The sequence below is a fragment of the Streptomyces aureocirculatus genome (assembly GCF_000720475.1).
Classification (GTDB): domain Bacteria; phylum Actinomycetota; class Actinomycetes; order Streptomycetales; family Streptomycetaceae; genus Streptomyces; species Streptomyces aureocirculatus.
The window spans coordinates 1-26,571 of the sequence record NZ_JOAP01000009.1; the positions used below are offsets into that span (position 1 = coordinate 1).

Annotated in this window: 22 protein-coding genes; 7 read left to right on the forward strand and 15 right to left on the reverse strand. The window is 71.0% G+C overall.

Going from position 1 to position 26,571, the window contains the following annotated elements; all coding sequences use genetic code 11:
* Positions 1 to 631 precede the first annotated feature (631 nt).
* A complete protein-coding gene (locus tag IG78_RS0110950; RefSeq protein ID WP_051852526.1) occupies positions 632 to 1,492 on the reverse strand; it encodes a trans-aconitate 2-methyltransferase in 861 nt (286 codons plus the stop codon).
* A 298-nt stretch (positions 1,493 to 1,790) separates the two neighbouring features.
* Here IG78_RS0110950 and IG78_RS0110955 point away from each other — a divergent pair, with 298 nt between their 5' ends.
* A complete protein-coding gene (locus tag IG78_RS0110955; protein WP_030561681.1) occupies positions 1,791 to 2,288 on the forward strand; it encodes a MarR family winged helix-turn-helix transcriptional regulator in 498 nt (165 codons plus the stop codon).
* Here IG78_RS0110955 and IG78_RS0110960 read toward each other — a convergent pair.
* Positions 2,247 to 3,023, reverse strand: coding sequence for a LuxR C-terminal-related transcriptional regulator (locus IG78_RS0110960; protein WP_030561683.1), 777 nt, complete (start codon positions 3,021 to 3,023; stop codon positions 2,247 to 2,249). The two genes, IG78_RS0110955 and IG78_RS0110960, sit on opposite strands and share 42 nt — an antisense overlap.
* A 229-nt stretch (positions 3,024 to 3,252) precedes the next feature.
* On the opposite strand from IG78_RS0110960, the gene IG78_RS0110965 reads away from it, so the two are divergent.
* A complete protein-coding gene (locus IG78_RS0110965) occupies positions 3,253 to 3,705 on the forward strand; it encodes a GNAT family N-acetyltransferase (RefSeq protein WP_030561685.1) in 453 nt (150 codons plus the stop codon).
* Between the two features lie 75 nt (positions 3,706 to 3,780).
* Here the strand turns inward: IG78_RS0110965 and galK are convergent, their stop codons facing one another.
* The 3 genes from galK to galT are packed head-to-tail and all read right to left on the reverse strand — an operon-like array spanning position 3,781 to position 7,050.
* Positions 3,781 to 4,992 (reverse strand): galactokinase, encoded by a 1,212-nt coding sequence (gene galK, locus IG78_RS0110970; RefSeq protein ID WP_030561687.1) that lies wholly within the window; start codon positions 4,990 to 4,992, stop codon positions 3,781 to 3,783.
* Positions 4,993 to 4,999: 7 nt separating this feature from the next.
* Positions 5,000 to 5,974 (reverse strand): UDP-glucose 4-epimerase GalE, encoded by a 975-nt coding sequence (gene galE / locus IG78_RS0110975; RefSeq protein ID WP_030561689.1) that lies wholly within the window; start codon positions 5,972 to 5,974, stop codon positions 5,000 to 5,002.
* The gene (gene galT, locus IG78_RS0110980) at positions 5,974 to 7,050 is read right to left on the reverse strand and encodes a galactose-1-phosphate uridylyltransferase (RefSeq protein WP_030561691.1); all 1,077 of its coding nucleotides are present in this window, start codon (positions 7,048 to 7,050) and stop codon (positions 5,974 to 5,976) included. Before galT ends, galE begins: the two co-directional genes overlap by 1 nt.
* Before the next feature lie 227 nt (positions 7,051 to 7,277).
* Between galT and IG78_RS0110985 the strand changes: the two genes are divergently transcribed.
* Positions 7,278 to 8,996 carry a sodium:solute symporter family protein gene (locus IG78_RS0110985; RefSeq protein WP_051852527.1) on the forward strand — a complete coding sequence of 573 codons (1,719 nt, stop codon included), beginning with the start codon at positions 7,278 to 7,280 and terminating at the stop codon, positions 8,994 to 8,996.
* A 36-nt stretch (positions 8,997 to 9,032) separates the two neighbouring features.
* A complete protein-coding gene (locus IG78_RS0110990) occupies positions 9,033 to 9,305 on the forward strand; it encodes a hypothetical protein (protein WP_030561695.1) in 273 nt (90 codons plus the stop codon).
* Between the two features lie 208 nt (positions 9,306 to 9,513).
* Here IG78_RS0110990 and IG78_RS0110995 read toward each other — a convergent pair whose 3' ends face one another.
* The 10 genes from IG78_RS0110995 to rsmI all read right to left on the reverse strand — a co-directional run bounded on the left by IG78_RS0110995 (position 9,514) and on the right by rsmI (position 23,031).
* Positions 9,514 to 10,230 carry a helix-turn-helix transcriptional regulator gene (locus IG78_RS0110995; protein WP_030561697.1) on the reverse strand — a complete coding sequence of 239 codons (717 nt, stop codon included), beginning with the start codon at positions 10,228 to 10,230 and terminating at the stop codon, positions 9,514 to 9,516.
* Between the two features lie 304 nt (positions 10,231 to 10,534).
* Entirely contained in the window at positions 10,535 to 12,436 is a 1,902-nt protein-coding gene (locus tag IG78_RS0111000; protein ID WP_030561699.1) for an outer membrane protein assembly factor BamB family protein, read from the reverse strand.
* A gap of 49 nt (positions 12,437 to 12,485) precedes the next feature.
* Positions 12,486 to 14,411: a PQQ-binding-like beta-propeller repeat protein gene (locus tag IG78_RS0111005; protein WP_030561701.1), complete on the reverse strand. Its 1,926-nt coding sequence runs from the start codon at positions 14,409 to 14,411 to the stop codon at positions 12,486 to 12,488.
* Between the two features lie 146 nt (positions 14,412 to 14,557).
* Positions 14,558 to 16,363, reverse strand: a complete 1,806-nt coding sequence (locus IG78_RS0111010) for an ABC-F family ATP-binding cassette domain-containing protein (protein WP_030561703.1) — start codon at positions 16,361 to 16,363, stop codon at positions 14,558 to 14,560.
* Between the two features lie 118 nt (positions 16,364 to 16,481).
* Entirely contained in the window at positions 16,482 to 17,393 is a 912-nt protein-coding gene (locus tag IG78_RS0111015; RefSeq protein ID WP_030561705.1) for a 4-(cytidine 5'-diphospho)-2-C-methyl-D-erythritol kinase, read from the reverse strand.
* Positions 17,390 to 18,376, reverse strand: a complete 987-nt coding sequence (rsmA, locus tag IG78_RS0111020; protein ID WP_078965045.1) for a 16S rRNA (adenine(1518)-N(6)/adenine(1519)-N(6))-dimethyltransferase RsmA — start codon at positions 18,374 to 18,376, stop codon at positions 17,390 to 17,392. Before rsmA ends, IG78_RS0111015 begins: the two co-directional genes overlap by 4 nt.
* A gap of 434 nt (positions 18,377 to 18,810) precedes the next feature.
* A complete protein-coding gene (locus IG78_RS0111025; RefSeq protein WP_030561709.1) occupies positions 18,811 to 20,316 on the reverse strand; it encodes a resuscitation-promoting factor in 1,506 nt (501 codons plus the stop codon).
* Positions 20,317 to 20,471: 155 nt separating this feature from the next.
* Positions 20,472 to 21,341 (reverse strand): TatD family hydrolase, encoded by an 870-nt coding sequence (locus tag IG78_RS0111030; RefSeq protein WP_030561711.1) that lies wholly within the window; start codon positions 21,339 to 21,341, stop codon positions 20,472 to 20,474.
* 102 nt (positions 21,342 to 21,443) lie between these two features.
* Positions 21,444 to 21,863: a hypothetical protein gene (locus tag IG78_RS0111035; RefSeq protein WP_030561713.1), complete on the reverse strand. Its 420-nt coding sequence runs from the start codon at positions 21,861 to 21,863 to the stop codon at positions 21,444 to 21,446.
* 280 nt (positions 21,864 to 22,143) lie between these two features.
* Positions 22,144 to 23,031 carry a 16S rRNA (cytidine(1402)-2'-O)-methyltransferase gene (gene rsmI / locus IG78_RS0111040; protein WP_051852528.1) on the reverse strand — a complete coding sequence of 296 codons (888 nt, stop codon included), beginning with the start codon at positions 23,029 to 23,031 and terminating at the stop codon, positions 22,144 to 22,146.
* Positions 23,032 to 23,117: 86 nt separating this feature from the next.
* Here rsmI and IG78_RS0111045 point away from each other — a divergent pair, with 86 nt between their 5' ends.
* From IG78_RS0111045 to IG78_RS45570, 3 genes are all read left to right on the forward strand, one after another.
* Entirely contained in the window at positions 23,118 to 24,860 is a 1,743-nt protein-coding gene (locus tag IG78_RS0111045; protein ID WP_030561717.1) for a dolichyl-phosphate-mannose--protein mannosyltransferase, read from the forward strand.
* Positions 24,861 to 25,019: 159 nt separating this feature from the next.
* Positions 25,020 to 25,553 carry a DUF6932 family protein gene (locus tag IG78_RS0111050; protein ID WP_030561719.1) on the forward strand — a complete coding sequence of 178 codons (534 nt, stop codon included), beginning with the start codon at positions 25,020 to 25,022 and terminating at the stop codon, positions 25,551 to 25,553.
* Between the two features lie 287 nt (positions 25,554 to 25,840).
* Positions 25,841 to 26,536 (forward strand): hypothetical protein, encoded by a 696-nt coding sequence (locus IG78_RS45570; protein WP_078965067.1) that lies wholly within the window; start codon positions 25,841 to 25,843, stop codon positions 26,534 to 26,536.
* Positions 26,537 to 26,571: the final 35 nt, after the last annotated feature.

The following is a 26,571-nucleotide window of genomic DNA, read 5'->3' on the forward strand; positions in this document are numbered from 1 at the left end:
GGGTGGGGGGCGGTGCCGGGGGCGCGGGGTTGTCGGGGGGCCGACAGTCACGGGCGGGCGGACGGCTGCCGCCCGCAGCCCGGCGAAAGCCTCAGCACCCACCCGTGGGCCGGGCCGCCAGCGGCCAGCAACCGCCGGTGGCAGGCGTCCGTACGGGGCGCCGGGGCCGACAGTCACGGGCGGGCGGACGGCTGCCGCTCGGAGCGCCGGGGCCGACAGTCACGGGTGGGTGGGTGGGAAGCACCGCCGCGCAGCGGCGGTGGACGGCCGCCGCCCGCAGTCCCGCGAAAGCCTCAGCACCCACCGCTTGTGGGCCGGGCCGCCAGCGGCCAGCAACCACCGGTGGCAGGCGTCCGTGCGGGGCGCCGGGGCCGACAGCCACGGGCGGGCGGACGGCTGCCGCTCGGGACGCCGGGGCCGACAGTCACGGGCGGGCGGGTGGGAAGCACCGCCGCGCAGCGGCGGTGAGGCGGCTGCCGCCCGCAGTCCCGCGAAAGCCTCAGCACCCACCGCTGGTGGGCCGAGGCGCCAGCGGCCAGCAACCGCCGGTGGACAGGCGTCCGTGCGGGGCGCCGGGGCCGACAGTCACGGGCGGGTGGGTGGGAGGCAGCGGCGGTGAGGCGGCGCCGCGTTACTGCTTGCGCGCCAGCGCGAACACCCGACGGAAGGGAAAGACCGTACCGTGCCCCCGCACGGGATACGCCTCACGCAGCCGCACACGATAAGCCGCCAGAAACTCCTCCGTGGCCCCCGGATCACCGGCAAGCGCGGAGAGGACCGGCCGCAGCCCCGTCCCCTTGACCCACTCTAGGACGGGATCGGCCCCGGGCAGCAGGTGCTGGTACGTGGTCTCCCAGACATCGACCTCACAGCCGAGCCCGGCAAGCAGCTCCAGATACGCGCCGGGCGGCAACACGGCATCGGCGTGCCGCAACACCCCGTCGAACCGCCCACCCCACCGTTCCTCCGCACACAGCTCCCGCATCAGGGTGTGGCTGGGCGCGTCGAAATTGGCGGGCATCTGGACGGCGAGCACACCACCTGGCCGCAGCCCGGCCACCCAGTCGGGGAAGCGGTCGGCGTGCCCTGGCACCCACTGGAGCGTGGCGTTGGAGAGGATCAGGTCGTACGTGTGCGGGTCGGGAGTCCAGCGACCGGCGTCCGCGACGGCGAACTCCAGGCGCCCACCCCCCGCCGTGGGCCCCGCGAACGCCTCGGCCTCGCGCAGCATCTGCGGGGAGTTGTCGTAGCCGGTGACGTGGGCGTCGGGCCAGCGCTCGGTGAGCAGAACGGTGACGTTGCCGGGCCCGCACCCCAGGTCGGCGATGCGGGGCGGGTGGCCCGCGGGGAGCACGGGCACCCGGGCGAGCAGGTCGAGGAAGGGGCGGGCGCGGGGGCCGGAGTGACGCAGGTACTGGCCCGGGTCCCACACGGGGGACGACGTACCGGACGACCCAGACGGCCCAGACGGCCCAGACGGCTCGGACGGCATGAGTACTCCTCTGCGACGACAAGGACGCCACACAACGCGACACCCCCCAGCACGGCGGCAAGCGCCACGACAGCACGCGCCACGGCAGCCCGGTCGCGCAGCCCCACGCACGGCAGCCCGGCCACGCGGCCCCACGCACGGCAGCCCGGCCACGCAGCCCCACCGCACCACAGCACCGCACCACAAGCCCGCAGCACCGCAGCGCCACCCTGCCGCACACCGCCGCCCCCCAATCCTCGGACCCAACTATCTCGACGTCAAGAGACTTCACATCGACAGACCCCCTACACTGATCGACATGGAGGACGAGGTCGACCGGCTGGTCGCTGCGTGGCGTCGGGAGCGCCCTGACCTCGACGTGGAACCGCTCGAGGTGCTGAGCCGTGTGAGCAGGCTGGCGCGTCACCTCGATCGCGCACGTCGGCTGGCGTTCGCCGAGCACGAACTGGAGCCCTGGGAGTTCGACGTCCTGACGTCGCTGCGCAGGGCGGGCGCGCCGTATCAGCTCTCGCCGGGCCAGCTCCTCACCCAGACCCTCGTCACCTCCGGCACGATGACCAACCGCATCGACAGGCTCACGAAGAAGGGCCTGGTCGAGCGCCTGCCGGACCCCAGCGACCGCCGGGGCGTCCTGGTGCGGCTCACCGACGAGGGCCGCGACCGCGCGGACCAGGCACTGGCCGGTCTGCTCGACCAGGAGCGGGCCATCCTGGCCGAGCTGTCCCGCGCCCAGCGCGGTGAACTCGCCGCGCTGCTACGCCAGTTGACCGCCCCGTTCGACAACGTCCCCGGCTAGGTCGACGGGGCCGACACCGGCCCTGCGGGCGAGGGCGACGGCGGCGAGCGTGGAGTGCACGCCGAGTTTGCCGAGGACGTTCTGCATATGGGTGCGGACCGTGTGCGGCGAGAGGAAAAGCCGCTCGGCGACGGCCTTGCGGCCGAGCCCGGCCACCATGCAGCGCAGCACCTCGCGCTCGCGCGGGGTGAGGGACTCGACCAGGCGTTCGCTCTCCGTACGGTGTTTGCGGGCCGCGGTCAGTTCGCGCAGCACGCCGGTGAGCAGGGCGGGCGGCAGATGCGTCTCGTCGCGCAGGACGCCCCGGATGACCGTGAGCAGCCGCGAGAGCGAGCAGTCCTTGGCGACCCAGCCGGAGGCCCCGGCCTGTAGTGCGAGGGCGGCGCGGCGCGGGTCGTCCTTCTCCGCGAGCACGACGGTGCGCACCGCGGGCTGGCCCGTACGCACCCCTGACACCAGGGTGATGCCGTCCACGAGCCCATCGGCCTGGCCGTCGTGCACGGGCACGGCGGGGCGCACGCCCTGGAGGGCGGACGCGGTGCTGCCGAGGTCGGCGTCCACGAGCAGCACGTCATATCTGCGGCCTTCGGCGGCCGCGCGGTCGAGGCAGCGCAGCGCCGCGGGCCCGCTGCCCGCGGCGGAGACGTCCACGTCGGGCTCGGCGGCGAGCGCCGCTGCGAGCGACTCGGCGAAGATGCGATGGTCGTCGACGACCAGGACTCGGATTCGAACCACGGAAACCCCCACAGGTCGGAGGACGCCCGACGCGGGTACGGCGCCCGGGTGGGGGCCACCGCAGCCCGCACGGCCGCCGCCGTGCCGTGACTGCCACCCCCACGCCGGGCGTCGTACCCGACTGTCTCGCCCCCTGATCGGCACCGGCCCCCACCGGCGCTGCCCTTCAGAGTACGGACGGGGGCCCCGAGCGGAAGTGGATTTGCAGAACTGATTGGCTGACGCGTTTATGGTGAGCCGTATGTTTCGTATGGAGACAGGAGTCGACAAGGAACGTCATCGTCTGCTTCGCGCGAGGCTGCGTGCGGCGAACTCGGGGGCCTCGGCGGTGCTGCGGGAGATGCGGGGTACGCCGCAGGAGCGGGAGGAGCCGCTCGGTGTGTGGGCCCTGGACGGGGGCGGTGAGCTGGTCGGGGGGATCACCGGGCACACGTGGGGGCGGTGGCTGCACGTGGGGTTGCTGTGGGTGGCCGAGGAGTGTCGGGGGGCGGGGGTCGGGGGGCGGTTGCTCGGTGAGGCGGAGCGGATCGCTGTGGAGCGGGGGTGTGGTCACTGCCGCCTGGAGACCTGGGACTTCCAGGCGCCCGCCTTCTACCGGCAACAGGGGTACGACGTCGTCTGCGTCATCCCCGACTACCCCGAGGGCCACAAGGAGTTCACCTTGACGAAGCGCCTGGGCTGAGCGCCGGTGCCCTCGCGGGTGCGCCCCAGTCCCGCCCCTTCTCCGATCCTGGGGCTCCGCCCCAGACCCCGCTCCTCAAACGCCGGAGAGGCTGGAACTTACCGGCACATATTTCAGCCCGTCCGGCACCCGCGGCTCCGCGAACCCGGCCCCCGCGAACGCCTCCCGCACCGCCTCGGTGACGGCCTCCGCCCCGGCGGCCTCGACGAGGACGACGGCGGAGCCGCCGAACCCGCCCCCGGTCATCCGCGCCCCGAGCGCCCCACCGGCGCAGGCAACCTCCACCACGAGATCCAACTCGGGGCAGGAGATGCGCAGATCGTCCCGCAGGGAGATGTGCCCCTCGGTGAGGACGGCCCCGGCGGCCCGGATGTCCCCGGCGTCGAGCAGGGAGATGACGCGCTCGACGCGGTGGTCGTCGGAGACGACGTGCCGGACGTAGCGGCGCACCTTCTCGCCGTCGAGTTCATCGCCCAGTTCCTCGTCGAGGCGGGCGAGCGCGGAGTGCAGCTCGGCGAAGGGAACGTCCCGCAGATGGGACACGCCGAGCGCACGCGCCCCCGCCTCGCACCCGGCGCGCCGCTCCGCGTACGCGCCGTCGCCGAGTTCGTGCTTGACGCGGGTGTCGACGACGAGCAGGCACAGGCCGTGGGCGGACAGGTCGAAGGGGACCTGGCGCACGGACAGGTCGCGGCAGTCCAGGTGCAGGACGTGTCCGGCCTCGCAGGCCGCGGACGCCATCTGGTCCATGACGCCGCACGGCACGCCGACGAAGGCGTTCTCGGCGCGCTGGGCGAGGAGCGCCAACTCGCGCCGGGTGAGGCCGAGTTCGTACAGGTCGTTCAGGGCGAGGGCGGTGGCGACCTCCAGGGCGGCCGACGAGGACAGGCCCGCGCCGGTCGGCACGGTGGACGCGAGGTGCAGGTCCGCGCCGCCGACCGCGTGCCCGGCCTCGCGCAGCGCCCAGACGACGCCTGCCGGGTACGCGGCCCAGCCGCCGTCGGACAGCGGTGTCAGGGAGCCCGTCGTCAGTTCGACGACGGGTCCTGGCGCGTCCGCCGAGTGCAGGCGCAGCACGCCGTCGTCGCGCCGGGCGACCGCCGCGACCACGGTGTGCGGCAGCGCGAGGGGCATCACGAAGCCCTCGTTGAAGTCCGTGTACTCGCCGATGAGGTTGACGCGGCCCGGTGCCGCCCAGACCCCGGTGGGCTCGTACCCGTACAGCGCGGTGAACTCCGCGGCGACCGCGGCGGCGGACTCCTCGGCGACCGGAGCGACGGCGGTCATGGGCGGTTTACCCCCTTTGCCGGGCGAAGGCCCAGGCGTCGGCGACGATTCCCGCGAGGTCCGCGCGGGTCGGATTCCAGTTGAGCTTCTCACGGGCGGTGGCCGCGGAGGCGACGAGGACGGCCGGGTCGCCGCCGCGGCGGCCCGCGACGACCTCGGGGATCGGGTGTCCCGTGACCTGGCGGACGGTCTCGATGACTTCGCGTACGGAGAAGCCGTTGCCGTTGCCGAGGTTGCAGATCAGGTGCTCGCCGGGCGTCGCGGCGTCCAGGGCGAGGAGGTGGGCGTCGGCGAGGTCGGCGACGTGGATGTAGTCGCGTACGCAGGTGCCGTCGGGCGTCGGGTAGTCGTCGCCGAAGACGGAGATGGCCTCGCGTTTGCCCTGGGCGACCTGGAGGACGAGCGGGATGAGGTGGGACTCGGGGTCGTGCCGCTCGCCGAACGTGCCGTGCGCGGCGGTGGCGTAGGCGCCCGCCACGTTGAAGTAGCGCAGGGACACCGCGCCGAGTCCGTGGGCCGCGGCCTCACCCGTGATCATGTGGTCGACGGCGAGCTTGGAGGCCCCGTAGGGGGAGGTGGGGGCGGTCGGGTCGGACTCGGTGATGGGGCTGCTCACCGGTTCGCCGTAGGTCGCCGCGGTGGAGGAGAAGACGAGCTTGCGCACGTCGGCGTCGCGCATGGCGGCGAGCAGTGCCATGGTGCCGCCGACGTTGTTGTCCCAGTACTTCTCGGGCTTCACGACGGACTCGCCGACCTGGGAGAAGGCCGCGAAGTGGAGCACCGCGTCGTAGGAGGCGTCCAGCCATTTGGCGGCATCGCGGATGTCGCCCTCGAGGAAGGCCGCGCCCGCGGGGACGCCTTCGCGAAAGCCCGTGGAGAGGTTGTCGAGGACGGTGACCTCGTGTCCGGCTTCGACCAGATGCTGCGCCACGACGCTGCCGACATAGCCGGCGCCACCCGTGACCAGGTACTTCCCACTCATCAACTCGCTACCTCTCGCAGTCGCTCGGCCGCGGTCTCCGGCGGCACGTCGTTGATGAACACACTCATGCCGGATTCGGAACCCGCGAGGAACTTCAGCTTGCCGGAAGTGCGGCGAATGGTGAAAAGCTCTAGGTGGAGCGCGAAGTCGTCGCGGTTGACGCCTTCGTGCGCGCCCGGCGCCGTGAACGGGGCCTGGTGCCAGGCCGCGATGTACGGCGTCGGCGGTTCGGTGCCGCCCTCGCGTTCACCGGGGCCGAAGATCCGGTCGAAGCGTCGCAGCAGTTCCAGATAGACCTGGGGGAATTCCGTGCGGGCCGCCTCGTCGAGACCGAGCAGGTCGGGGACGCGGCGCTTGGGGTAGAGGTGCACCTCGTAGGGCCAGTGGGCCGCGTACGGCACGAAGGCCACCCAGTGCTCGGCGTCCAGGACGACGCGTTCACCCGCGCGTTCCTCCGCCAGGACGTCGTCGAAGAGGTTGCGGCCGCCGGTCCGGGCGCGGTGCGCGGCGAGGTTGCGCAGCATCAGGGCCGTGCGCGGGGTGACGAAGGGGTAGGCGTAGATCTGGCCGTGCGGGTGGCCGAGGGTCACGCCGATCTCCGCGCCGCGGTTCTCGAAGCAGAAGACCTGGGCGACGGACGGCAGGTGTGACAGCTCGGCGGTGCGGTCGGTCCAGGCATCCAGGACGAGCGCGGCCTGTGCCTCGGTGAGGTCGGCGAAGGACGCCGTGTGGTCGCTGGTGAAGCAGACGACCTCGCAGCGGCCCGCGTCCCCCGCGAGGGAGGGGAAGCGGTTCTCGAAGACCGCGACGTCGTACGAGGAGTCGGGGATCTCGGTGCGGCGGCCGTCGGCGGAGGGGCACAGCGGGCACTCGTCGGCCGGCGGGTGGTAGGTGCGGCCCTGCCGGTGCGAGGCGATCGCGACGGCGTCCCCGATGAGGGGGTCGCGGCGGATCTCGGACGTGGTCGCGACGGGGTCCAGGGGCCTGGTGTCGACCGCCGTGCGGACGGTGTCGTCGCGCGTGTCGTAGTAGATGAGCTCACGACCGTCGGCGAGACGAGTCGAGGTCTTCTTCACGTTCGGGGCTCCTTCACACCGCCCACCAACAGAACCGAACACAACAAACCACAAGTCAACATCCTCGTCAATCCCTGTTCCGGCCGCCCCGCTCCCGTGCGTCGCCGCGCCCTCACTCAACGCGCTCGATCACAATCAAACAAAGAACATCAACAGAACTGTTCACTTACTGAAGCGTGGGGCGTAGGTTCCGGTCTGATTCAGTTCGCGCGACGAAGCGAGTTCATATGCAGTCCCCTCCTTCTGCTACGCATCCTGCTGCTACGCACATCACCCTCGCCGAGGGGCTTCGGCTGCCCACCAACGGTCTCGACTACGTGATCCTGGCGATCTACTTCGTGGTCGTCCTCGGCATCGGATTCGCCGCCCGGCGGTCCGTGCGGACCAGCCTCGACTTCTTCCTCTCCGGGCGCTCACTGCCCGCCTGGGTCACCGGCCTCGCCTTCGTCGCCGCCAACCTGGGCGCCACCGAGATCCTGGGCATGGCCGCGACCGGCGCACAGTACGGCGTCGCGGTCGTCCACTGGTACTGGATCGGCGCCATCCCCGCCATGGTCTTCCTCGGCCTGGTCATGATGCCCTTCTACTACCGCAGCAAGGTCCGCTCCGTGCCGGAGTTCCTGCTCCAGCGCTTCGACAGGTCCGCCCACCTGCTCAGCTCGGCCCTGTTCGCCTTCGCCGCCGTACTCATCGCGGGCGTGAACCTCTACGCCCTCGCGATCGTCGTGGAGGCGCTGCTCGGCTGGCCGCAGTGGGTGGCGATCGTCGTGGCCGGGTTCTTCGTGCTCGCCTACATCACCATCGGCGGTCTGTCCTCGGCGATCTACAACGAAGTGCTCCAGTTCTTCGTGATCCTCGCCGCGCTCATACCGATCTGCGTCATCGGCCTGAAGAAGGTCGGCGGCTGGGACGGTCTCACCGGCTCCCTGGAGCAGTCCCACGGCGACAACTACCTGAGCGCGTGGGGCGGCACCGGCATCGGCGACGCCAACCCGCTCGGCGCCAACTGGCTCACCATCATCCTGGGCCTCGGCTTCGTGCTCTCCTTCGGCTACTGGACGACGAACTTCGCCGAGGTGCAGCGCGCCCTGTCCGCGAAGAACCTCTCCGCCGCCAAGCGCACCCCGCTCATCGCCGCCTTCCCGAAGATCTTCATCGTGTTCCTGGTGATGATCCCGGGCCTGGTCGCCGCCGTCCTGGTCCCGCAGATCGGCACCAAGGGCTCCGACCTCACCTACAACGACGCGATCCCCTACCTGATGCAGGAGTTGCTGCCCAACGGCGTCCTCGGCATCGCGGTCACCGGTCTGCTCGCCGCCTTCATGGCGGGCATGGCGGCGAACGTCTCCTCCTTCAACACCGTCTTCACGTACGACATCTGGTCCAAGTACGTGGTCAAGGGCCGCGAGGACGGCTACTACCTGAAGTTCGGGCGGCTCATCACCGCGATCGGGGTGCTCGCCTCGATCGGCACGGCCTTCATCGCCTCGTCGTTCTCGAACATCATGAGCTACCTCCAGACGCTGTTCTCCTTCTTCAACGTCCCGATGTTCGTCGTCTTCATCATCGGCATGTTCTGGAAGCGGGCCTCCATGAAGTCCGGTGTGTGGGGCCTGGTCGCGGGCACCACCGCCGCGATGGTCAACTACTTCTGGATCTACAAGCAGGGCGTCGTCGACATCCCCACCGACCAGGGCGCCAACTTCGTCTCCGCGATCGTCGGCTTCGTCGCCGGTGCGGTGGTCATGGTGGCGGTCACCCTCTTCACCGCGCCCAAGCCGGAGGCTGAGCTCGCGGGTCTGGTGTACGGGACGGTGTCGCTCTCCGACAACGAGGCCGCCGAGGGGGCCGAGGCGGGGGACGACGCCTGGTACCGCAAGCCGGCGCTGCTCGGGTGGGGGGCGATGGTTCTGGCCGCCGCCTGCTACCTGCCGTACTCGTTCTGAACCGGCTCACCCCCCTGAACCGAAGGTCCAAAACACATGTCTGATCTGCAGAAGGAAGTCTCCGATCTGGAGCGGAAGTCCGCGACGGCCGCGCGGCTCTTCGACATCCGGCGCATCATCGGTGGCCTGTTCGTCCTCTACGGCGTCATCGTCACCATCGCCGGGCTCACCGTGTCCGATGCCGACCTCAAGAAGGCCGAGGACATCAACATCAACCTCTGGACCGGCCTCGGCATGCTCGCCCTCGGCCTGTTCTTCCTGATCTGGCTGAAGCTGCGGCCGGTGACGGCACCGGAGCCGGAGGAGTAGCAACCCCGTATCAGCCTGCGGCCTCGTCCTCAATCGCCGGACTGGCTCAAAAACTCTCGCCGGTGCGGCGAAGTCTGCGTCCGTCCCGGCGATGTATTCAGCCCGTCCGGCGTTTGAGGACGAGGCGCGAAGCGCCGATAGGGGGGTCCAGGGGGGCGCAGTCCCCCTGGTTCGGGAAGGGGCGGGATTGGGGAGCCCCCGGCGAGGCCTAGCGCTCCGCAGGTGTGTCCGCCCCCTGGAGGGAGTCCGGCCCCGGGCCGGGACGCTCGGCGCGGTCGAGGAGGCCCGTGCGGGCGGCAAGGGCGGCAGCCTCAAGGCGGGAGCCGACGCCGAGCTTCATCAGGACGCGCTGGACGTGCGTCCGTGCCGTACTGGGCGCGATACCCATACCGGCGGCGATCAACCGGGTGTCCTCCCCGTCAGCAACCCGCACAAGCACCTCGACCTCACGCGGAGTGAGCATCTGAAGAAGCCGCTGCCCTTCGTCGTCGGGCTGGGCGGCGGGGTTGAGCAGCTCACTGAAGGCGCCTTGAAGCAGTTGAGGCGCGACGGCGGCCTCACCGGCGCGCGCCTTCATGATGGCGCGCTCGACTCCTTCGATGCGCTCGTCATGACGTACGTATCCGGAGGCGCCGGAGGCGAAGGCCGCAGCGATGCCGCGCGGCGACGGCACGGGCCCGAGGACCACCACGGCCACCTGCGGCCGATCCCGCTTGATCCGCACCACCGGGTCGAACATGCCGGGCTCCGCCGGAGTGGCCGTGCCGAGCAGGCACACCTCCGGGGCACGGCTGATCACCAGGTCGGCCGCGCCGGCGGCGGGCGCGGCCGCGGCAAGCACCCGGTGCCCCCGCAGTTTCAGCGCCGAGGCGAGTGCCTCGGCAAGCAAACGATGGTCGTCGACCACCATGAGCCGCACACCCACAGCGCAACCCCCCACAGTCCCCCACGGAATTCCTCATCGGAATTCCCTCAATGATCCCCCCACGGATCGGGGCCCCCGGCCCTCCATCCCCCGGAAGCTACACGCTTGTTCGACGGAGCGCTGCCCCTACCGTCCAGAAGCGGCCCTGAATGCCTAAATCCCTGCCTTTCCGAGGGAGGGACTGCACGCGAGTACGGAGCGTGAATCGGGAGGGCGCAAAGCGGCCCCGCACTCGTTCGGGCGAGTGCGGGGCCGCTCGGTGGGCGCGGTCGGCGCGCCGCGCGCGGGGGCGCGGCGCCGCCGGTCACCCGGTGGTGAAGCCCAGCGCGATGTACTCCTTGTCGTCCTTGGAGTACGGCTTGCTGATCAGCTTCTTGCCCATGAACAAGTTGCCGTTCGTGTAGAGCAGTTCATTTGACTTCGGAACCATTCCGCTGATGGCGCTGCTGACCGATTCGGTCGCCGGAGTCTGAAGGAGCGTGGTTTCCTTCATGGACTTGCCGTCCAGGGAGACGACCTTGGCGCCCTTGTTGTAGCCGCCGTTCTTGTACGCGAGGACATTGCCGCCGTCCATGCGCATCGGGAACATCTCGCCGTCGTCGCCCGCGTCCGCGCGGTCACCGGTGGTCTTGCCGGTGGCCAGGGAGAACGCGATGATCTCGTTGGTGAAGCCGTAGTCGGAGCCACCCGCGTCGTGCTGGCGCGTGGGCACGTACAGCTTGTCGTTGCCGACCACGATGGCGCTGCAACTGGCCCACTTGTTGACCTCGCAGTCGTGGGAGTACTTGCCGTCCTCCAGCTTGATGCGGGCCCGCAGCTTGCCCGCGTTGCTCAGTGAGAACACGTCCGTGGCGCCGCTCGCGGTGATGTCCCCGGTGTCCTGGCCGAAGACGACCGGGTTCGTCGAGATGATCTTGGCGTTGTCGACGCCGGGCGACAGCGGGTAGGACCACTGCTCCTTGCCCGACTTGGGGTCCAGGAGCTGGATCTTCAGCTTCGGGGAGTCGTAGTCACCGCACTTGCGGACCGCGACGAGCTGGTCGCCGCCCGCGTAGCCCGCGTCCTTGCACTTGTCGCCGAGCTGCGGCTTCCACCGCAGTTTGCCGGACATGTCCCAGGCCGCGCCGGTGCCGCCGGTGCCCGCGCCCGCCGCGATGGTGTCCCCGGAGATGGCGATCTCCTCGAACTCCACCTTCGAGCCGCTGACTTCGACGTTCTGAGTCCACAGCTTCTTGCCGGACTTCAGGTCGACCGCGGAAGCCTCGCTGCAGTCGGGGTACTTGTTCGCCTTGGTGGACTTGGCGTCCTTGTAGACGACCGCGGCGATGCCCTCGTCGGTGACCTCCTTGGAGACCGCGCACGTCTCACCGCTCAGCGGGATCGTCCACCGCTCCTTGCCGTTCGCCGGGTCGTACCCGATGAGCGCGTGGTCCTTGGCCTTGCCGACGTAGCCGCTCTTGACGTACGTGTCGTCGGTCAGCCAGGAGCCCGCGACGCTCCAGATGTCGTCCTTGGGCACCTCGGGCGCCGGGACCTGGAAGCCCACCTTGGCGGTGGTGTTCGCCGGTATTTTCTCCTTGGCGGGGCCGCCGCCCGCGGGCGGGTCGTTCTTGTCGCCGCCCTTGTCCTTGCCGCCCTTGCCGTCGTCGCCCTTGGCGCTGTTGTTCTTGTCGCCGTCCTTGGTGGAGGCGTAGAAGACACCGCCACCGACGATCAGGGCGATGGCGGCGACGGCCGCCACGATGATCGTCATCTGCTTGTTGGGCTTCTTGCCGCCGCCCGGCTGGGGCTGCATCGGCATGGTCGGCGGCTGCGGGTAGCCGTAGCCCTGCTGCTGGCCGGGCTGGCCGGGGTAGCCCGGGTAGCCGTAGCCGGGCTGCTGGGGCGGCTGGCCCATGGCGGGGAAGCCGGCCTGGGTCGGCTGCGCGTACGCGGGCGGCGGGGTGCCGGGCGCCGCGGGCGGCGGGGTACCAGGGGCCTGCGGGGCCTGCGGGTAGCCGTAGTCCGGCTGGCCCTGCGGGGGCGGCGGAGGCGACTGGGGGGCCGCGGGCGGGGCGGCCGGGGGCGGGGTCTGCGGGGGCTGGGGGGCCTGCGGGTAGCCGTAGCCCGGCTCGGGGGCCTTGCCGAAGCCCTGCGGCGGCGGGTCCTGCGGGGCGCCGAACCCGCCCTGCGGGGGCTGGTTGGGCGGCTGGGGCGGCTGAGTCATGACGTCATTTCCTTGGGGACGGAAGGAGGGAACCAAGCGGTGGGGAGGGTCACTTGCCGTAGGCAAGCATCAGCTTCTCGCGGCCCTGCGCGGTGCCGGAGAGCCGGGTGGTGGAGAGGTAGAAGCGCCCGTCCACATAGTCGATCGCCTTCGAGAAGAAGCCGTTCTCGATCTTCGACGCCCCCGCCGGGTGCTTCAGGAGGGTCTTCGGCGTGTGCGAGCCGCTGGTCCCGAGGGACACCACCCGGCCGCCGCGGGAGTCGTACGAAGGCTCGACGTACGCCACCAGGTCACCGCCCTGGATCTTCATCGGCAGCATCGAGGTGTCCTGCGGGGACTTCTCCCGCCAGGCCGCCTTGCCGGTGTCGAGGCTGATCGCCACGATCTCGTTGGCGCCGGTGGTCTTCTTCGTCGGCAGGTAGAGGTACTTGTCGTCGGCCGCCACACCGGCGCAGTCCTGAAGGTCACGGCCGAGGCCGCCCCAGCCGCACTCGGGCGCGAAGTCGTCGTTGACCTGGACCTCGGAACGGGTGGCGGAGCTGCCCGGCTTCAGCGTGGTGATGTTCCACTGCTTCTTGTCCTCGTTGGTGGCGTAGAGCACCGTGGGGCTTGTGGAGTAGACGTGCTCAAGACGCCAGCCCTTGGGGAACTTCTTCGTCCACTTGGTATCGCCGCTCTCGGGGTCGAGCTCCACGATCTCGTCGTGCTCGGTGGGCGTGCTCGCCCCGCACGACAGCGCCATCAGCAGTCGGTCGCCGCCGGTGAACCCGGCCGGGAAGCAGGTGCCCTCGTCCTTCTTGCGCGCGATGAACTTCTCGTGGCCCCCGCTGACGCTGTACGCGGTGCCGGACTGGGAGCGGCCGACCATCAGGGTGTCGCCGGTGATGGACAGTTCGAGGCCGAGCGTGGAGTCGAAGAGACCTTCCTCCTTGATCTTCTTCTTCCAGCCCTTCTCGCCCGTCTTCAGGTCCACGATCTGCATCTGGTCACAGTCGGCGCCGCTCTTGGTGCCGTTCTTGTACGCGATGGCGATCTTGCCGTCGTCGCTGTACTGCGGCGAGGCCGCGCAGATCTCCTGCGGGAACTCGATCACGGACCAGGCGGGCTTGCCGGAGTCGACGTGGTAGGCGAGGAGTTCCTTGTACGCGGCCTTGACCGCGATGCCGTCCTTGACCCACATGCCGGGGGCGTCGGCGCCCTTGCCGGGGGCCTTGGGCGCCTCCTTGTACCAGAGGACCTTGGCCTCGTCGGCCTGGCGGCCCTCGTTGAGGTCCTCCTTGCCCGCGTAGCCGTCGCCGCTGCCGTCACCGGGGTCGGCCGGGGCGGAGGAGGAGGACTTCGGGTCCTTCTTCTTGCTCTCGGACTTCTTGTCGTCATCGCCGCCGCCGACGACCGCGTAGACGGCACCGCCCGCGACGAGCAGCGCGGCCACGGCCGCGCCGATGATCACCGCGGCCCTGCCCTTGAAGGGGCCCTTGCCACCGCCACCGCCGGGCGGGATGCCGGGACCGCCGGGCTGACCGGGGCCGGGATAGCCGTACCCGGGCTGCTGGCCGTAGGGGCCCGCCTGGCCGGGCTGCGTCGGCTGGCTGTACGGGCCCAACTGCGCGGGCTGGCCGTAGGGTCCCGGCTGCTGGCCGTAGGGACCGGGCTGCTGGCCGTAGGCACCCGGCTGGCCGGGCTGCGCGGGCTGGCCGGGCTGGCCGGGCTGGCCGGGGGCGTAAGGGCCGGGCTGAGCGGGCTGGGCGTAGGGTCCCGGCTGCTGCGGGTAGCCGTAGGGGCCTGCCTGGCCGGGCTGTTGCGGGGGGTAGCCGTAGCCGGGTGCCGGGGCTCCGGCCGGCGGCGGGGCCTGCGGCGGTCCGCCCGCGGGCGGTGTCGGCGGCTGCGTCGGCTGCCCGCCCCCGCCGCCACCCTGCCGTGGGTCCTGTGGAGCTCCGAAGCCGCCGTGCGGCGGCTGATTGGGCGGCTGAGTCATCAGCGCTTCCCCCTTCACTGATTTTTCGGCACGCCAAGTGGTGCTCAGGCCGACCTTTCTATCACTCTTATCCGGCCATGTTCGGGGCCGGTCCCGCCCCTGTTCCCAAGGGAGGACCGGCCTGTAATGCGTCTGTTACGGGATACTCACGCGTCCTCCGCGAGTTCCAGCCAACGCATTTCCAACTCTTCGCGCTCGGCGACGAGTTCGCGCAGCCCCGCGTCCAATTTCGCCACCTTTTCAAAGTCTGTGGCGTTATCGGCGATCTGTGCGTGGAGGGTGGTCTCCTTCTCGGAGATCTTGTCGAGCTGCCGTTCGATCTTCTGCAATTCCTTCTTCGCCGCGCGGGCGTCCGCCGCGGACACCGCCTTCGCTCCGGCCGGGGCGGGCGCGGGCGCGGCGGGGACGGCGGCCTCCGTCATCCGGCGCCTGCGCTCCAGGTACTCGTCGATGCCGCGCGGCAGCATCCGCATCGTCGCGTCGCCCATGAGCGCGAGCACCCGGTCGGTGGTGCGCTCGACGAAGAACCGGTCGTGGGAGATGACGACCATGGATCCCGGCCAGTTGTCGAGGACGTCCTCCAACTGCGTCAGCGTCTCGATGTCGAGGTCGTTGGTGGGCTCGTCGAGGAAGAGGACGTTCGGCTCGTCCATGAGCAGGCGCAGGAGTTGCAGCCGCCGCCGCTCACCGCCGGACAGGTCCCCGACCGGCGTCCACTGCTTCTCCTTGCCGAACCCGAACGTCTCGCACAGTTGCCCGGCGGTCATCTCCCGGCCCTTGCCGAGGTCGACGCGCTCGCGCACCTGCTGCACGGCTTCCAGGACCCGCAGCGCCGGGTCGAGCTCGGCGACCTCCTGCGAGAGGTAGGCGAGCTTGACCGTCTTACCGACGACGATCCGGCCCGCCGCGGGCTGCCGCTCACCTTCGCTGCGGGCGGCGTCCGCCATGGCGCGCAGCAGGGAGGTCTTGCCCGCGCCGTTCACCCCGACCAGGCCGACGCGGTCGCCGGGGCCGAGCTGCCAGGTCAGGTGCTTGAGCAGCAGCTTGGGTCCGGCCTGGACGCTCACGTCCTCCAGGTCGAAGACCGTCCTGCCGAGCCGGGTGGTGGCGAACTTCATCAGCTCGCTGGTGTCCCGGGGCGGCGGCACGTCCTGGATCAGCGCGTTGGCGGCCTCGACGCGGAAGCGGGGCTTGGAGGTGCGGGCGGGGGCGCCGCGGCGCAGCCACGCCAGTTCCTTGCGGACCAGGTTCTGCCGCTTGGTCTCCTCGGTGGCGGCGATCCGCTCGCGCTCGGCGCGCGCGAAGACGTAGTCGGAGTACCCGCCCTCGTACTCGAAGACCGAGCCCTTCTGCACGTCCCACATGCGCGTGCACACCTGGTCGAGGAACCACCGGTCGTGGGTGACGCAGACGAGGGCGGAGCGGCGCTCGCGCAGGTGCCGTGCCAGCCACGAGATGCCCTCGACGTCCAGGTGGTTGGTCGGCTCGTCGAGCACGATCAGGTCCTGCTCGGCGATCAACAGCTTCGCGAGGGCGATGCGGCGCCGCTCGCCGCCGGACAGCGGCCCGATGACGGTGTCGAGGCCCTGCTCGAAGCCGGGCAGGTCGAGGCCGCCGAACAGCCCGGTGAGCACGTCCCGGATCTTGGCGTTGCCCGCCCACTCGTGGTCGGCGAGGTCACCGATGACCTCGTGCCGCACGGTGGCTTCCGGGTCCAGGGAGTCGTGCTGCGTGAGGACCTCGAGGCGCAGCCCGCCGCTGTGCGTGACGCGCCCGGTGTCGGCCTCCTCCAGCTTGGCGAGCATGCGGATGAGGGTCGTCTTCCCGTCACCGTTGCGCCCGACCACGCCGATCCTGTCCCCCTCGGACACACCGAGCGAGACACCGTCGAGCAGCGCGCGGGTGCCGTACACCTTGCTGACTGCCTCGACATTGACCAGGTTGACGGCCATTTCTCTCCTGACGACGGAATGCGATCGATCGTCCAGCGTAGTCGGGCCCCTGGGCCTTGTGCGGCGGGCGTCCGTCGCGGGCGTGCGCTGCCCGCGCCGAGCGTGCGCGCCGGCTGCGCTAGGCGTGCGCCTCGGTCACCGTCGCGCCGGGGGCGGGGGCCTCGGCGACGCGGGCGGTGCGGCAGGTGCCGGAGGCGCGCAGGGTCTCGGCGACGTGTGCGGCGGACTCGGCGTCCTTGGTGAGGAAGGCGGTCGTGGGTCCCGAGCCGGAGACGACGGCCCCCAGGGCACCCGCTGCCGTGCCGGTTCTCAGGGTGTCGGCGAGGGAGGGGAAGAGGGACAGCGCGGCGGGCTGGAGGTCGTTGGCGAGGGTGGCCGCGAGGGCGGTGGCGTCGCCGGTGCGCAGGGCCGCGAGCAGGGGCTCGGACGCCTCCGGGGCGGGGGCCTTCGGGGTCAGGCGGTCGAACTCGCGGTAGACGGCCGGGGTGGACAGGCCGCCGTCGGCCACGGCGAAGACCCAGTGGAAGGTGCCCCCGACCGTCAGCTCCGTCAGTCGCTCGCCACGGCCGGTGCCGAGTGCCGCGCCGCCGACCAGGCTGAACGGCACGTCGCTGCCCAGCTCCGCGCAGATGCCGAGGAGTTCGTCGCGGCCGGCGCCGGTGCCCCAGAGCGCGTCGCAGGCCAGCAGGGCGCCCGCGGCGTCCGCGCTGCCGCCCGCCATGCCGCCCGCCACGGGGATGTCCTTGGCGATGTGCAGGTGCACGTCGGCGCCGCGGCCGTACCGGGCGGCGAGTGCCTCCGCGGCGCGTGCCGCCAGGTTCGTGCGGTCGAGGGGGACCTGATCCGCGCCGGGGCCTGCGCAGGTGATCCGCAGCTCGTCCGCCGGGGTCGCCGTGACCTCGTCGTACAGGCCGACGGCCAGGAAGACGTTGGCCAGGTCGTGGAACCCGTCGGCCCTGGCCGCGCCGACGGCGAGCTGGACATTGACCTTGGCGGGGACGCGTACGGTGACGCTGCGCGGGCCGGTCACTTACCGGGTTCCTCGGTGTCGGGGGTGGCTCCGGGGGCGGGCTGCTCGCTCGCGGCGGTGGGCTGCTTGTTCGCGGCGGTGGCGCCCGGCGCGGGCTGCTCGCTCGCGGCGGTGGCGCCCGGCGCGGGCTGCTTGTTCTCCGCGATGCGCGCGAACTCCGCCACCGTCAGGGCCTCGCCCCGGGCCTGCGGTGAGACGCCCGCGGCGACCAGGGCCGCCTCGGCCGCCGCGGCGGAGCCCGCCCAGCCCGCGAGGGCGGCCCGCAGCGTCTTCCTGCGCTGTGCGAACGCCGCGTCGACGACCGCGAACACCTCCCGCCTGGACGCGGTGGTCTTCGGGGGCTCGGCACGGCGCACCAGCGACACCAGGCCCGAGTCGACGTTCGGCGCCGGCCAGAAGACATTGCGCCCGATCGCGCCCGCCCGCTTGACCTCCGCGTACCAGTTCGCCTTCACCGACGGGACGCCGTAGACCTTCGAGCCGGGGGCGGCGGCGAGCCGGTCGGCGACCTCCGCCTGCACCATCACCAGCGTGCGCTCGATGGTGGGGAAGGTGGCCAGCATGTGCAGCAGGACGGGTACGGCGACGTTGTACGGGAGGTTGGCGACCAGGGCCGTCGGGGCGGGGCCCGGGAGTTCCGTCACGAGCATCGCGTCGCTGTGGACCAGGTCGAAGGACGACTTCTTCGCCGGCAGGCGGGCCTCGACCGTCGCCGGGAGCGCGCTCGCGAGTACGTCGTCGATCTCCACGGCGGTGACGTGGGCGGCGGTCTCCAGGAGGGCCAGGGTCAGCGAGCCGAGGCCGGGGCCGACCTCGACGACGACGTCGTCCGGGCCGACTTCCGCGGTGCGGACGATGCGGCGGACGGTGTTCGCGTCGATGACGAAGTTCTGGCCGCGCTGCTTGGTCGGGCGTACGCCGAGGGTTGCGGCTAGGTCGCGGATGTCGGCGGGGCCGAGGAGGGGGCCGTACTCGGTGGTCACCGCCCCAGGGTAGCCCTGGGTGCGCCGCACTCCTTCCCCCCGGCTGGGCGCCGGAGGGCTCTTCCCCGTCCACCCGCCCCTGCCTGGGGCTGCGCCCCTCTCCCCCCTGTCGGCCCTCCGGGCCTTGTCCTCAAACGCCGGACGGGCTGGAATTCTCCGCCCCGGACGTGCCGGCGCGCGTCAACCCACCGGCCCTGCGGGCCTCGTCCTCAAACGCCGGACGGGCTGGATACTCCGCACCCTGGACGCCGGGCGGACTGAGATACCGGTATCTGCCGTCGGACGCCGGACGGCCGGTGTGGCACCGGAAGCGCGGAGTGCCCGTACACCCGGGTGGCGGTGGCGTGGGCTCCGGCTGGAAACGTGCTCCGCCGGGTGAACGGGTGGGCGGGTGGGAGAAGAACCCCGGAGGGGAACGCGCACCCCTGGGGGCGTCAGAGGCGGCGGCCGCAGTGGGGCCAGGGGCTTGCGCCCCGCTGGGCGTACAGCTTCTTCGCGCGGAGGGTCTGTTCGGCGGCGGAGGCGTCCTGGGGGCGTCCGGTGCCGCCGAGGGCCTGCCACGTACGCGTGTCGAACTGGTAGAGGCCGCCGTAGGTGCCGGAGGCGTCCACGGCTCCGGGGCGGCCACCGGACTCGCACGCGGCGAGGGCGCCCCAGTTCAGGCCCTCGGCGCCGGAGACGGCGGTGGGCTTGACCTTCGTGCCGACCTTCACGATCCGCGGCTGCGGCTCCCGCACCACCTCGCTCTTGAGCCGCTTCGGCCGCCCCCGCACGCCGTTGACGACGCGTACCGAGTACGTGATCCGCCGCGCCCCTTCCCGCCCCGCCTGTGTCACCACCTCCGTGCCGCGCGGCAGCGAGGCGTCGTCGGACCGGTGCACGGCGTACGGAATAAGCTCTTCCCGCACCTCCTCGCGGTCGGAGATCCGCATGACGGTGACGGTCTGCCCGTCGCGCGGGAAGCCGGCCGCGGGCACGGAGGTGGTGTCGGAGCCGCGCAGGGTCACCCCGGACTCCTCCACGGCCTCCCCGACCGTCGCCGCGTTCGTGCGGATGGTGCGCGACCGCCCGTCCGCCATGATCGTGACCGTGCGTTCGGTGCGGACGTCGAGGTCGAGGCCGTCGCGGGCGATGCGCTTGCTGCGCGAGGCCGACAGATACGCGCCCTCGGCCCGCACCCCGAGCTGCCGGAGCGCGCCGTCCACCGTGCGCGCGGTAGTCCACACATTGCGGCGCTGCCCGTCCAGGGTGAGCTGGACGGGGCGCCCGTAGCGGACGGCGATCTCGTCGCCGCTGGCCAGGGCGGTCGCCGTGGCGGGGGCGACGATGTCGTGCGCGCCGACGTCCACGCCCTCGTCGGCGAGGAGTTCACCGACGTCGTCGGCGAAGGTGTGCAGGGTGCGGGACTTGCCGTCGACGCTGAGCTGTACGGCCTTGTCGTTGGCGACGAAGGCGGAGGTGCCACCGGCCAGGAAGGCCACGACGAGTGCCTGCGGGACGAGGCGGCGCAGCCCCTCGGGCCGCTCCCCGCCCCGTCTGCGCCGCCCGGCGCGCCGGGCCCCGGCCCGCCCGTCGGCACGCCCCCCGCCGCCCTGCCGGGGCTGCGGCAGCGACGCCTCGGGCGAGGACCCGTCACCCGGGTCGGGCGTGAACGTCCCGGGCGGGAACGCGTCCGGCGTGAACACCCGGGTCGGGAGCTCGTCCACCGCCCCCGCCGCGAACGCCTGCGTCGGCGTCGAGCTGCCCGCGATTCCCCCGGTCCTGTCGTGCCGCTCGGCCCCGCCGAACTCGTCGGCGGTGAACACCTGCGTCGCGGCCCCGTCCGCGGCGCCCACGGTGTCGTACCCGTACGCGGCCCTGTACGGGTCGTACGCGGCGTCCGCGGCGCCGTACGGGTCGTACTGCGGCTGCTCATACGTCTCGTAGTGCGGTTTGCTCACGACGCTCCAGCTCACAAGTGACCACTGACAAGCCAAATGCAGATCGGCTTGCAGAACCTAGCGGAGGCGTCGTCACTCTCCAAAGCAGCACGGATACGCAGTGTCGCCGTTCTGACCCAAGCTGTCAGGTCTGGAACGGCTTCAGTCGTTATCGATCAGTAATCAAAAGCGCGGGCGGTGTTCGCGGAGATCGCCGCGGCCATGGCGTCCTCATCGATGCCCCGCACCTCGGCCATCGCGCGCAGCGTGACCGGAATGAGATAGGGGGCGTTGGGCCGTCCGCGGTACGGGGCGGGGGTCAGGAAGGGCGCGTCGGTCTCGACGAGGACGAGCTCCAGCGGGGCGACGGCGAGCGCGGCGCGCAGCGGCGCCGCGTTCTTGAAGGTGACGTTGCCCGCGAAGGACATGAAGTAGCCCGCCTCCGCGCAGACTTGGGCCATAGCGGCGTCGCCGGAGTAGCAGTGGAAGACGGTGCGCTCGGGCGCGCCCTCCTCCTTCAGGACGCGTAGCACATCCTCGTGGGCCTCCCGGTCGTGGATGACCAGGGCCTTGCCGTGCCGTTTGGCCATCTCGACGTGCGCGCGGAAGGAGCGCTCCTGCGCCGCCTTGCCCTCGGGTCCGGTGCGGAAGTAGTCGAGTCCGGTCTCGCCGACGCCCTTGACGTGCGGCAGCGCGGCCAGCGCGTCGATCTCGGCGAGTGCCTCGTCGAGGGCGGTCTCACCCCCCGCGGGGCGCGCGCCCTGCCGTGACCAGCCGTCGGGGTCGCCGTGCACGATCCGCGGCGCCTCGTTGGGGTGCAGGGCGACGGCCGCGTGCACGGCGGCGTGCGCGGCCGCGGTCCCGGCGGCCCAGCGCGATCCGGCGACGTCGCAGCCGACCTGGACGACGGTGGTCACGCCCACCGCGGCGGCCTGCGCGAGGGCCTCATCGACGGTGCCCGACTGCATGTCGAGGTGGGTGTGGGAGTCGGCGGCCGGCACCCGCAGCGGTGCGGGTGCCGGGGGCGGCGTGGTGTCGGCAGGCATGCCCCGATCCTACGAAGGGGCCGGTGCTCCTCGCAGCGGCCGGGGTTCCTCACAGCGGCCGGGGGCCCTGCCGCTCGGCCCACCCCGCTCGGCCCGCCCCGCTCAGCCCGCCCGGCGGAAGGGGTGCAGCAGGTCGGACAGGTGCCAGTGGTGGGCGGGGCGTGGGGCGCCGCCGTCCGGTGTGGCCGCGGCGGCCGCGGTGGCGCCCGATGTGGTCCCCGTGGCCGCCGGGCGCCGGTGCAGGGACTCCAGCGCCGAGCGCACCGAGGACACCTGGCCCGCGCGCATGATCCGTACGACGTGCCCGCCGCAGTTCAGGCAGGTGGGCCGGGTCAGCGGTGACGGCACCCGGAGGCCGTGCGCCAGATAGGTCACGAACTCCTGGCCCTTGGCGTCGGTGTGGTGCTCTATGTCGTACGACTCCTCCCAGCCGTGCCCGCACCGCATGCAGGCGAAGGCGTAGGACTCGTGGGCGACGCCGACCGCCGTACCGCGGTGACCGGTGTCCGCTGTCTCACTCATGCCGGCTCCTCTTGTCCGCTGGACAAGCGCCGTCGGCCGGGGTCTTTCCTTCCCCGGAGCGGCGGCGTGGGACGGGTGCGTCCCCGCACCCAGTGGACGCCTTTCCCGGAGCGAGCGCATCAGACCTGTCGACTGTTGGAACCGATTTGGCATTTCCATAGAAAAGCGGTCTGGTGCGCGGCCCGCACTTTGCCTTTTACGATAGTCCTTTGCCTATTGATGGGCGCGCGAAGCGCCCGCGCGCCGGTGTCTTTGCCCGTGCGCCGGGCTGTGCGCCGCGTCAGGCCCCGCGGTCGGCGTTCTTCGCCGCCACCACCGCGTCGAAGACCGCGCGCTTGGGCAGCCCCACCTCGGCCGCCACCGCCGCGATGGCCTCCTTGCGGCGCTCCCCCGCCTCCTCGCGCACCCGCACCCTGCGCACAAGCTCCTCGGGCCCGATGTCGTCGGGGCTCTTCTCCGGGGCACCCTCGACCACCACGGTGATCTCGCCGCGCACACCGTCGGCCGCCCACTCGGCGAGTTCCTTCAGCGGGCCCCTGCGGACCTCCTCGTACGTCTTGGTCAGCTCCCTGCACACCGCGGCCCTGCGTCCGGCGCCGAACGCCTCCGCCATCGCGGCGAGCGTGTCGTCCAGGCGGTGCGGGGCCTCGAAGTACACGAGCGTGCGCCGCTCGTCGGCCACCTCGCGCAGCCGCGAAAGACGCTCGCCCGCCTTGCGCGGCAGGAACCCCTCGAAGCAGAAGCGGTCCACGGGCAGGCCCGAGAGGGCGAGAGCGGTGAGCACCGCGGAGGGCCCCGGCACGGCGGTGACCTTGATGTCGCGCTCGACGGCGGCCGCCACCAGGCGGTAGCCGGGGTCGGACACCGACGGCATGCCCGCGTCCGTCACCAGGAGCACCCGGGCCCCGCCCGCGAGCGCCTCGACGAGCTCCGGCGTGCGCGCCGACTCGTTGCCCTCGAAGTACGACACGACCCGGCCGCCCACCTGCACGCCGAGCGCCTGCGTGAGGCGGCGCAGCCTGCGGGTGTCCTCGGCGGCGACGACATCGGCGCCCGCCAGTTCGGCGGCGAGCCGCGGCGGGGCGTCCGTGACGTCGCCGATGGGCGTGCCCGCGAGGACGAGGACGCCCGCCGACCCCGGGCCGTCGGCGGCCGATGACGTGCTCACGACTGAATCTGCGCTTCCTGTCACGGATCCATCCTCGCAGGGGCCGGGCGCGGGACTGTCACAGCCCGGTTCCCTACGATGGCGCGGTGACCAGTACCGCGTCTTCCCCGGACACCCGCGAGGGCCAGGCAGCCGAGGAGCCACCACCGTCGTCGTGGCAGCACCGGCTGCGCCGCTTCGGCTACGCGGCACGGCCCAGAGAGGATGTGCGGACGCGGCTCGTCCCGCCCTACGCCGAGCCCGGCAGCCGGATCTGGGCGGCGCTCGGGGTGCCGAGGGACGCGTCCCAGTGGCTGGTGCGGTGGTCGGGCTGGCTCGGGCCGCTGGGTGTCGCCCTGGTGGCGGGGCTGCTGCGGTTCTGGAATCTCGGCAGCCCGAAGGCCGTGATATTCGACGAGACGTACTACGCCAAGGACGCCTGGGCGCTCATCCACAAGGGCTATGAGCTGAGCTGGCCCGACAAGGTCAACGACGCGGTCATCGAGCAGGGCAGCGGGATCGCGCTGCCCACGGATCCGGCGTACGTGGTGCATCCGCCGGTCGGCAAGTACGTGATCGGCGTCGGCGAGTGGCTGTTCGGCTTCGACCCGTTCGGCTGGCGGTTCATGACGGCCGTGCTCGGCACGCTGTCGGTCCTGATGCTGTGCCGGATCGGGCGGCGGCTCTTCCGCTCCACGTTCCTCGGCTGCCTCGCGGGCGCCCTGCTCACGGTGGACGGCCTGCACTTCGTGATGAGCCGCACCGCGCTGCTCGACCAGGTCCTGATGTTCTTCGTGCTCGCGGCGTTCGGCTGCCTCCTCGTCGACCGGGACCGGGCGCGGGCGCGACTCGCGGCGGCGCTGCCGGTGGACGAGGACGGGGTCACGCGCCCGGACGCGTATGTGGCGCAGACGCTGCGCCTGGGGTGGCGGCCCTGGCGGTGGGCGGCCGGGGTCTGTCTCGGCCTGGCCTTCGCCACGAAGTGGAACGGCCTGTACATCATGGTCTTCTTCTGTCTGATGACCGTGTTGTGGGACGCGGGCGCGCGCCGCGTCGCCGGGGCGGACCGGCCGTACACGGCGGCCCTGAAGCGGGACGTGCTGCCCGCGTTCGTGACGACGGTGCCGGTCGCGTTCGGCACCTATCTGCTGTCCTGGCTCGGCTGGATCCTCTCGCCGAGCGACGGCAGCGGCGGCTACTACCGCGACTGGGCGGCGACCGCGGGCAAGCACACCGACTGGCCCTGGCTGCCGGACTGGCTGCGCTCCCTGTGGCACTACGAGAACAAGGTCTACGACTTCCACGTGGGCCTGTCGTCGCCGCACACCTACCAGTCCAACCCGTGGAGCTGGATCGTCGACGGCCGCCCCGTCTCGTACTTCTACGAGTCACCGATGCCGGGCCGGGACGGCTGTCCCGCCGACACCAAGGAGAAGTGCGCCCGCGAGGTCCTCGCCCTCGGCACACCCCTGCTGTGGTGGGCGGCCGCGGCGGCACTCCTGTACGTCCTGTGGCGATGGTTCTTCCGCAGGGACTGGCGGGCCGGCGCCATCGTGTGCGGCATCGCGGCGGGCTATCTGCCGTGGTTCATGTACCAGGAACGGACGATCTTCTACTTCTACGCCGTGGTCTTCGTGCCGTTCCTGTGCCTGGGGCTCGCGATGCTGCTCGGCGCCATTCTGGGACCGCCGGGTTCCTCGGAACGGCGCCGGGTGGCGGGAGCCGCGGCCGCGGGCGTCCTGGTCCTGCTGATCTTCTGGAATTTCATTTACTTCTGGCCGATCTATACCGGACAGGCGATCCCGATCGATTCCTGGCGGTCGCGGATGTGGCTGGACACCTGGGTCTAGCCGGGCGAACGCCGTCCGAGTCCCGCCCAAAGCTGACCGCTACCGGCTTCCCGTGGCCCAAGACGTAACGGGATCGGGTGACTCGACTGACTGTGACAGACACCGCAGCTAGCATCGTCAAGCCGATCAAGAATGAGGGGGACGCGCATCTTGAACTGCATGCCCGAGCTTGATCCGGTGACGGGCCTCCTGCCGCCAGGCCGCTACGCGGCATCCCTCGATGAGCTGCACGCGGCGCTCGTACTATCCACAGGCTCTGCGACACGGCAAGAAATCTGGGAAGAATGGGCAGACCACCGGATGATGGTCGAGGCACTAGCAGGGGAGATCACACGCATGTGGGTGGGAGGCAGCTTCGTCAGCGACAAGACGGACCCGGGCGATGTGGACGTGACGTACCTGCTGCGGGCCCGGGCGTACGACCGACTGGACCGTGAGACGCTCGCCGACCTCAGTGACCTGACGCTGCGGGGCTGGTGTGTGGAGCAAGGCATGCGTGTAGACGCGCACCTGCTCCGCCTGCCCGAAGAGATGCCAGTCTCCGAGATGATGCCCAGCCTCTTCACTCAGGGCACAAGTGAGTCGTTCAGAGATATCGGCCTCTACGACGAATTGTGGCAACGCACCCGGATCCCTTCTACGGACGGTACTCCTACTGGGCTGCGCCGAGGCTACGTGGAGGTACTCTCATGAATCCACGCTTGCCGAGGCCCGACCCATCCGACAAAGACGCATTGCGGCAATGGATGAAGGCGGTCCGGAATAGTAGTGCTCACGGGGATCGTCCCGCCCCAACCACACCGTCCGAATTTGCTGCAGTTCAGCGTAGTCGACTTCTTGAATCTGTAGGCTTGCCTCCAGGGGATGCAGGACGGCGACGTCTGGATCTAGCACTGACTGGGGCTCCAACGGATGAGCACATCATCCAGGTGTCCACCCTTGGCCCGTTCCTGACTAACCTCCAGGAGTCGGTCTCCGCTGTGGCGCAGTCACTCACTGGGCGGCCAACTAGCTCCGCCTCCATCCCTCGCGATATTCGTGAAGCGACGACATTGAGCGCTGCGGCAACCTTCCCTTCGTCTTTTGGCGTCGTCATCTACGGGCCACCGGTCGACGTAGAGGAGGACAGCCTCTTCGCTGAGTACTTTGGCGACTTGCGGACTGTCCTCGATGACGCCGTGGACACTGTGCTGGACATCGTGGACCTCTCCGAGGGTGCTGGTCAGTCCAACGAACTCCTTGCCGAGCAGCTCGTTCCACTCGGCCAGCGAGCCATGAAGCATATTGGCGCGCTGACTGCTGGGCTTACCGATGCCGGTGTGGGCCTCAGGGCTTCCTGGCATTCCCAAGGCGGGCAGACCAGACTAAGTCAATGGAGCCCGGCCGGCGTCCAGAGAGTGCATTACCTCTGCGAGCACAGTGAATTCACTCAGCCGGAAACAGTGACCGTAACAGGATGGCTGGGATCCGCTAGCTCATTCCACGGCAATGTGGAAATCCGGGCAGATAGCGGGGAGCGCATTCGTGCGAGCACCGACGAAGAACTGACGTCGCATCTGGAGCGGCACTTCAATAAACGAGTTGAAGCGGAAGTTGAAGTAACTAAAGTTCGCTCTGCCGGGGGACGCGAGCGGAGGATCTACTCCGTCCTCAGTTTGCGTAACTTGCCAACATAGCTTGAAGCGTTATCAGTGCATGGCGGTTGATCAGC